We start from the raw sequence: 8,311 nt of genomic DNA on the forward strand, positions 1-8,311 counted from the left end.
TAGAGAAAGGTGAATTTGAGGTCTCTCAAATTCACCTTTCTCACTATTTGAAGCTAGTTATGTCCCAGCCTCATTTTCTTTATTAATCATTAAAAACAATAAAAAAAAACCGTTACAGCTCTTGTAACGATTTTATCTCCAATTTATGCGCATGTTAGATGTCAATTTAAATGGAGGAGGAAAGGGGATTCGAACCCCTGCGCGGTTTGACCCGCCTGTCGGTTTTCAAGACCGATCCCTTCANTATCGACAAGAAATACTATATCACTTATTTAATATGAAGTCAACACAATTTAAATTATATTTTCTGAGCGGGCTAGCCCGCTCAGAAATTTATACTTATTCAGGTTTAATGACATCCCTGTTCCCCATATAAGGGCGTAAAACTTCAGGAATAATGACACTTCCATCTTCCTGCTGATAGTTTTCTAAAATAGCGGCAACCGTACGGCCAATCGCAAGGCCAGACCCATTCAATGTATGAACCGCTTCTGGTTTGCCCTTCGGCTCGCGGCGGAAACGAATATTAGCACGTCTCGCTTGGAATGCCTCGAAATTACTGCAAGAAGAAATTTCTCTATATGTGCCATAGCTTGGAATCCAAACTTCGATATCGTACTTTTTCGCAGCAGTAAAGCCCAGATCACCTGTACACATAAGAAGCACACGATATGGCAACCCTAATAACTGTAACACCTTTTCCGCATTCTTTGTTAGCTTCTCCAATTCTTCATAAGAATCTTCAGGCTTTACAAACTTTACAAGCTCTACTTTATTAAATTGATGCTGACGAATAAGTCCGCGTGTATCTCGTCCGGCAGATCCTGCCTCAGAACGGAAGCAAGCACTAAATGCTGCATAATTAATAGGTAGATCTTCAGCACTTAAAATTTCATCACGATGCATGTTAGTAACTGGTACTTCAGCTGTTGGTATTAAGAAATAGTCCTCGTTTTCAATAAGGAAAGCATCTTCTTCGAATTTAGGAAGCTGCCCAGTACCAGTCATACTTGCACGGTTAACTAAGTATGGCGGCAAGACCTCCTTATATCCATGCTCATCTGTATGAAGATCAAGCATAAAGTTAAACAACGCACGTTCTAATCTCGCACCGAGACCTTTATAGAAAACAAAGCGGCTTCCCGTTACTTTCCCTGCACGTTCAAAATCAAGAATTCCTAAGTCATCAGCAACATCCCAATGTGGTTTTGGTTCAAAGTTAAATTCGCGAATTTCTCCCCATTTCCAAGCTTCCACATTATCATCTTCAGTTTCCCCAACAGGTACACTTTCATGCGGTATATTTGGGATGCTAAGCATTAAATGCTCCAAAGTCTCTTCTACTTCTCTAAGTTGATCATCAAGTTTCTTAATTTCATCGCCAACTTGTCTCATCTCTGTTATCAACTGCTCAGCATCCTGTTTTTCGCGTTTCAATACTGCGACTTGCTGTGAAACCTCGTTTCTTTTACTCTTCAGCTGCTCCGCTTGGATAATTAGTTCCCGACGTTTCCCGTCAAGCTCTTCAAACTTGCCTAAATCACCTAAATCCTCCCCGCGATGCTCCAATTTTCCTTTCACTTCTTCAAAATTTGCTCTTAAAAACTTAATATCTAACATGAAAAACTCCTCCTTCTTAAATAAAATAATTTTTACCATTTCCGTTAAAAACCATATTTCATTGACCCGCAGAATACAAAAAACTCCCGTCCCCAAAAAAGGGACGAGAGTTACCCGCGTTGCCACCCTAGTTGAAAGCATAAGCTTTCCACCTTAAAATAATAACGGTTTTAACCGAAAGTAATTACTAACCTAAAGCGGCTTTCCATACTTTACTTGAGGATGGATTCACAAGCATCACTCACCGATTTCCACCAGCCATCGGCTCTCTATAGAATGAATATCCTGTTACTATTTCCTCTCATTGCTTTGAACTATTTGAATTTAAGTAATTCATAATTTACTACAATTATGAACGATTTGCAACTATATTATTCAAATTTTTACTTTTTCGCTTCCTTTACCATGTCAATAAAATATGCAGTTAAACGATGATCATCTGTTAACTCAGGATGAAATGAACAGCCAAGAATATTTCCTTCACGGGCAGCCACAATCCGCTCCTTATGCTTAGCTAGGATTTCCACATTTTCTCCAGCTTGTACAATATGCGGAGCACGGATAAAAACAGCTTGAAAATCTTCCGCAACACCGGCAATGTCTAAATCAGCTTCAAAGCTTTCTTTCTGACGTCCAAATGAATTCCTTTCGACCTTGACATCCATTACACCAATATGCGGTTCATCGTAACCAATAATATTTTTTGCTAATAAGATCAAGCCAGCACAAGTTCCAAACATTGGCTTACCCGACTCAGCAAACTCTTTTAGACTTCTCATAAAGTCATATTTATCAATCAGCTTACGCATTGTAGTGCTTTCTCCCCCAGGGAGAATGAGCCCGTCTGCTTCATCAAGTTGTTCCTTATGTTTAATGACAATGGCTTCCGCACCGCATGCCTCAATAGATTGTATATGCTCCCTTATGGCACCTTGAAGACCAAGAACTCCTATTTTAATCATTCAAACTCACTCCTTACCAGCCGCGCTCCTGCATTCGAGCTTCTGGAGCTAATGATGAAATTTCAATCCCTTTCATTGGAGTACCAAGCTCTTTTGAAAGCTCTGCAATTAATTTATAGTCTTGATAATGAGTTGTTGCTTCAACAATCGCTCGAGCAAATTTAGCTGGATTTTCCGATTTGAAAATACCAGACCCAACAAAAACACCGTCTGCACCTAGCTGCATCATAAGAGCAGCATCGGCAGGCGTTGCCACACCGCCTGCCGCAAAGTTAACGACTGGAAGGCGTCCAAGGTGCTTAATTTCAACAAGCAGCTCGTACGGTGCTCCTAGCAGCTTAGCTTCTGTCATTAGCTCATCTTCATTCATTCCTGCTACTTTACGAACCTGCGCATTTACTTTGCGAATATGACGAACGGCTTCCACAATATTCCCAGTTCCAGGTTCACCTTTTGTACGAAGCATTGCAGCACCCTCACCAATACGGCGTGCAGCCTCGCCTAGATCACGGCAGCCACAAACAAAGGGAACCGTGTATTCTCTTTTATTTAAATGGTATTCCTCATCTGCAGGAGTTAATACTTCACTCTCATCTATGTAATCCACACCCATAGCCTCAAGTACTCGCGCTTCTACAATGTGGCCAATACGAGCCTTGGCCATAACTGGAATTGTGACTGCATTCATAACGTCCTCGACAATACGAGGATCAGCCATTCTCGCTACGCCGCCTGCAGCACGAATATCTGATGGAACTCTTTCCAAAGCCATTACCGCAACCGCACCTGCATCTTCGGCAATTCTCGCTTGCTCAGCGTTAACGACATCCATGATGACGCCGCCTTTTTGCATTTCTGCCATTCCTCTTTTTACTCGATCTGTTCCTGTCTTCATTGTGCTCCCCCTTTGTCTTATACCATCAGCCATGGATGGGTGATTCGATAAAAAATACGGGCAAGAAAATATTTTATTAAATCAATCGGAATAATTCCCTTTCCCTAATGAAAATAAACAACAAAAAGGGTTTCCTGTCAAGACAGGAAACCCTTAATTTTTAAAACCAGCCTTTTACCGTTGAAGAAATACTGCCCCAGACATTTCCGAAGAAACTGCCTATTCCCCGCATCATCAGCACAAACCAGTTTGCTTTTTCAACATCATCTGCAGCAACGACATCGACTTGAATATTTTTTTGTCCATCTTCATTTAAAAAGCTTAATGCTTGTCCATCTTTAGCTTTTATTGTTAATGTACCAATCTTTTCTCCCTTTTTGATTGGTGCTGTCAACTCACCTTCATCGTTTAGCTTCTTTTTATCTAAAACGAGCTCAGGCTTATAATTTTCTTTTTCCCCATTTTTTACAACCATTGTAATCGGTTCTTTTGTTTGAATCTTTACCTTATCCTCTTTCCCTTTAGTAACAGGTAACGTCTTTTTCCCTTTTACCTGATAATTTTCAGGAAATAATTCCTCTTTACTAAAGTTGCCAAAGGCATAATCAAACATTTTTCTAGTTTCATCAAAACGAACCTTTTTATTTGTGTTGTTTCCCTTTTCATCTTTTGCGTTCATGATCACGGTAATATAACGTGTACCATTTCTTTCTGCAGTACCCGTGAAGCAAAGTCCAGCAAAGTCAGTCGTTCCCGTCTTTAAACCGTCTACACCTTCATAGCCGAAGACAAGACTTGGAAGCATCCAGTTCCAATTTTCCATTTCAATCCTGTCATCCGTACCTTCACGGAAAACCATTTTTGGTGTACTTGCTGTTTCAAGGATCTCTGGAAAATCACTAATCAAACGTGACGCTAGCTTTGCCGTCGCTCTAGGAGACATTACATTTTCGTCTTCAAGATTTCCAGTATGGTGGAAACCTTTCAAATCTGAGTTATTTAATCCTGTTGAGTTCACAAATTTGTAATCTTGTAATCCTAATTCTTCCGCTTTTTTATTCATCATTTTAACAAAATTGGCTTCTGAACCGGCAATTGTCTCAGCAATCGCAATCGTTGCCCCATTTGCAGAATAGATAGTCATGGCCTGATACAATTCACGAATACTATATTTTCCATCTCTGCGCAATGGAACATTCGATAAACGAGGGTAATCCTGAGATACTTTATAAACATATTCATCAACGGCGTATTCCTGATCCCACTTTACACGACCTTCTTTAACGGCCTCAAGCAGTAAATACTCAGTCATCATTTTTGTCATACTGGCAATGCCAAGTACTTGATCGGGATTTTTAGAATACAGCACTCTTCCTGTTTCTGCCTCTATTAAAATAGCGCCATCTGCATTTATATTTAATATATCCTCTGCATGCGCTCTATTTAAACTCGGGAATATTCCTAATACCATTATTAACACAAGGAAACTAGCAACATATTTACGATATTGTTTTATTTTCAATATAAAGCCCTCCAACATATTAGTACACTTTTGTTATTTTAACATAACTCACTCATAAAAAATAGGCAGATGAATTACCTATTTCGAAATGCTGAATTGCCTCGCATGGAGACGTATGGGCAGGAGGGCACTGACAGTGAGAAAAAGGGACGAGCCTCCTATTAGCTGCTGCTAATACTCGTGTGATAGATACCCTTTGATTTCCTGCATCGGCTTTTCTGCTTCTTCGGGCATCATTGGTATCCATTGATTACCGGTACCAGTGCTTTTTCGTTTCTTCGGAAATCATAGGACCTCTTTGATTACCGACATCGGCACTTTTTTACTTTTTCGGGCATCATTGGTCTTCTTTGATTACCGACATCGGCGTTTTTTTACTTCTGCGGGAATCATTGGTCCTCTTTGATTACCGACATCGGCGCTTTTCTGCTTCTTCGGGCATCATTGGTCTTCTTTGATTACCGACATCGGCACTTTTTTGCTTCTTCGGGCATTATAGAAATCCTATGCTATGCTAACAATCTAACAATGCTTTCTATGTGGAGCTATACATTACCACTATTCATTTTTTCTGATGTAAATAAAAAAAGCAGAGAAGAAAATTTCTTCCCTGCTTTCTCATTATTACATCGAATAATTTGGTGCTTCCTTTGTAATCTGTACATCATGCGGGTGACTTTCTCTCAATCCTGCGCCAGTCATTCTTACAAATTGAGCATTTTCTCTTAAATCTGTTAAGTCCTTTGTACCGCAATATCCCATGCCTGAACGCAATCCGCCTACAAGTTGATAGATCGTATCTGAAAGAGGCCCTTTATATGGCAAGCGTCCTTCTATTCCTTCTGGAACAAATTTCTTATTATCTTCTTGGAAGTAACGATCCTTTGAACCCTTTTCCATGGATGCAACGGATCCCATTCCACGATAGACTTTAAAACGACGCCCTTGGAAGATTTCCGTTTCTCCAGGGCTTTCTGATACACCTGCTAGTAAGCTGCCCAACATTACTGCATGTCCCCCTGCAGCAAGTGCCTTAACAACATCACCTGAGTACTTAATTCCGCCATCAGCAATAATTGCTTTTCCATGCTTCTTCGCCTCTGTCGCACAGTCATAGACTGCTGTAATCTGCGGAACGCCTACACCTGCAACTACACGTGTCGTACAAATGGAACCAGGGCCAATTCCAACCTTTACTATATCAGCTCCTGCTTCAATCAAATCCTTTGTTCCTTCAGCAGTAGCAACATTCCCTGCGATAATAGCTAAATCAGGGTAGGTACTTCGGATTTCACGAACTGTATCTAAAACACCCTTTGAGTGTCCATGAGCAGTATCAAGTACAATCACATCAACCTGAGATTTAACAAGCATTTCAACTCTTTTCATTGTATCCTTCGTAACACCTACAGCAGCTCCAACTAAGAGACGCCCATGTTGATCCTTGGCAGAGTTAGGAAACTCAATGACTTTTTCTATATCCTTAATGGTAATTAACCCTTTTAGAATTCCATTACTGTCTACTAAAGGTAACTTCTCAATTTTATACTTTTGAAGAATTTTTTCGGCTTCTGCTAATGTTGTTCCAACGGGAGCTGTAACTAGATTCTCTTTTGTCATCACATCTGAAATAATTATTGAGAAGTCAGAGATAAAGCGAAGATCACGATTGGTTAGAATGCCAACAAGCTTTTGCTCTTCATGATTGTTAACAATCGGCACTCCGGAGATGCGGTATTTCCCCATCAAATGTTCTGCATCGAAAACCTGCTGTTCTGGGGTGAGAAAAAATGGGTCTGAGATAACGCCGCTTTCTGAACGTTTAACTTTATCAACCTGTTCGGCCTGCTGTTCAATGGACATATTTTTATGAATAATTCCTAGTCCGCCTTGACGAGCCATCGCAATTGCCATGTCCGCCTCAGTAACAGTATCCATTCCTGCACTAATAATCGGGATGTTAAGCCTAACATTTTCCGTTAATTGGACACTTAAATTTACATCTCTTGGAAGAACCTCTGATTTTGAAGGAACTAGCAATACATCATCAAATGTTAAACCCTCTTTTACAAATTTACTTTCCCACATCTTTTTTTACCCCCTAGACTCGAAAATATTATTAGTAGGTTATCAATTGGACAAAATACTGTCAAGGAAACTTCAATATGTTAGATTTTTCTAATAATTACGGAGGGATATTTTCTATGTTTACATACACAAATTGGAACTCATTTCTTCCTTTTTTTTCAGCAAACTCTACTCAAGACTATTTAAAGACCTGTTATCAGCAGCGGAATCTTGAGAATGCTGAAATTAGTAGTTATGAAAAAAGCTATCCCTTTATATATTATCTTGAACATGGACAAATATATTACAAGCAAGCTGAACTTGCCCCACTAATCATTCAGCCAATCCTTCTTTTTTATGGACTTGTTCATTTAATCAAGGCATGTATATTAACAATTGATCCGAACTACCCTGAAACAACATCGGTTTTGGCGCACGGTGTTTCTACAAGAAAAAAAAAGAAACAACAATACCAATTTTTCCAGGACGAAGTAAAAATTCAAAAAAGTGGTCTTTTTCCATACATGGCTGAGAAAATGTTTCACATGAAACAGTTAGAAGGTGAAAAGGCATCAATGGAAGAATTGCTTATGCAAATACCTGAACTTAGTACATTTTTTTCTAGACTAGAAGGGAAGAGTACTTTTATTCCAATAAAAAAACAACAAGATACATTCTCTTTATCTAAATGCATTTTAGATCAATATCATATGACTGAATCTCGCTTTATTGACTACTGGAAAACTAAGTCAATTTCAGAGATACTAATCGAGGATTCTGACCAGGATTTTATTAATTTTAAATATCCTCATTCCCATATTGATAATATTCTCCCTATAAAATTTTCTTTAGAAGATAGTCAATATGCTTTTCCATTAAAAAAAGGTACATTAAACAACATTCCTGAATTATTAATCCATTATCTCCTGTTATATAATTTAAGTATGATTGCTCGCTATGAAACAGAGTGGTGGAGTGAAATAATAAAAATGATGCCAAATCGTGACTATCCATTTATCCAAACATTTCTTAATATGACATCAAAGAAGGGACCCTTCTTAATTTATCAATTTTTAATGAAAGAAAGACAACTATTATGTTAGCCTGATTAGTTTATCCATTGATCGTTCAGATTCTGTATATAACAAAAAAAGAGCACCTTATCAGATGCTCTTTTCATTTGCCTAGCGACGTCCTACTCTCACAAGGGGACAGCCCCTAACTACCATCGGCGCTGAGAAGCTT

The 8,311-nt window shown here is 39.1% G+C and carries 6 protein-coding genes and 1 other annotated feature; of the genes, 1 reads left to right on the plus strand and 5 read right to left on the minus strand.

What is annotated here, in order from left to right:
- Positions 1 to 339 precede the first annotated feature (339 nt).
- From serS to guaB, 5 genes are all read right to left on the minus strand, one after another.
- Entirely contained in the window at positions 340 to 1,620 is a 1,281-nt protein-coding gene (gene serS, locus ASU02_RS25215; protein WP_057768405.1) for a serine--tRNA ligase, read from the minus strand.
- 96 nt (positions 1,621 to 1,716) lie between these two features.
- Positions 1,717 to 1,934 (minus strand) — a binding site (T-box leader).
- 69 nt (positions 1,935 to 2,003) lie between these two features.
- A complete protein-coding gene (gene pdxT / locus ASU02_RS25220; RefSeq protein ID WP_057768391.1) occupies positions 2,004 to 2,582 on the minus strand; it encodes a pyridoxal 5'-phosphate synthase glutaminase subunit PdxT in 579 nt (192 codons plus the stop codon).
- A gap of 13 nt (positions 2,583 to 2,595) precedes the next feature.
- Complete coding sequence (gene pdxS / locus ASU02_RS25225; RefSeq protein ID WP_057768394.1) at positions 2,596 to 3,477, minus strand: pyridoxal 5'-phosphate synthase lyase subunit PdxS; 882 nt, start codon at positions 3,475 to 3,477, stop codon at positions 2,596 to 2,598.
- 160 nt (positions 3,478 to 3,637) lie between these two features.
- A complete protein-coding gene (locus ASU02_RS25230; RefSeq protein WP_198317492.1) occupies positions 3,638 to 5,017 on the minus strand; it encodes a serine hydrolase in 1,380 nt (459 codons plus the stop codon).
- Between the two features lie 606 nt (positions 5,018 to 5,623).
- Positions 5,624 to 7,087, minus strand: a complete 1,464-nt coding sequence (guaB, locus tag ASU02_RS25235; RefSeq protein ID WP_057768400.1) for an IMP dehydrogenase — start codon at positions 7,085 to 7,087, stop codon at positions 5,624 to 5,626.
- A gap of 116 nt (positions 7,088 to 7,203) precedes the next feature.
- On the opposite strand from guaB, the gene ASU02_RS25240 reads away from it, so the two are divergent.
- Positions 7,204 to 8,169, plus strand: coding sequence for a YaaC family protein (locus tag ASU02_RS25240; RefSeq protein WP_057768402.1), 966 nt, complete (start codon positions 7,204 to 7,206; stop codon positions 8,167 to 8,169).
- The last annotated feature ends 142 nt before the right edge of the window (positions 8,170 to 8,311 follow it).

Origin of the sequence: Cytobacillus praedii, assembly GCF_001439605.1 — a bacterium.
Taxonomy (GTDB): Bacteria; Bacillota; Bacilli; order Bacillales; family Cytobacillaceae; genus Cytobacillus; species Cytobacillus praedii.

Coding starts and splice junctions, on each gene's coding strand:
- pdxS (WP_057768394.1), bottom strand. CDS start 3,477: ATGAAGACAGGAACAGATCGAGTAAAAAGAGGAATGGCAGAAATGCAA.
- ASU02_RS25240 (WP_057768402.1), top strand. CDS start 7,204: ATGTTTACATACACAAATTGGAACTCATTTCTTCCTTTTTTTTCAGCA.
- serS (WP_057768405.1), bottom strand. CDS start 1,620: ATGTTAGATATTAAGTTTTTAAGAGCAAATTTTGAAGAAGTGAAAGGA.
- guaB (WP_057768400.1), bottom strand. CDS start 7,087: ATGTGGGAAAGTAAATTTGTAAAAGAGGGTTTAACATTTGATGATGTA.
- pdxT (WP_057768391.1), bottom strand. CDS start 2,582: ATGATTAAAATAGGAGTTCTTGGTCTTCAAGGTGCCATAAGGGAGCAT.
- ASU02_RS25230 (WP_198317492.1), bottom strand. CDS start 5,017: ATGTTGGAGGGCTTTATATTGAAAATAAAACAATATCGTAAATATGTT.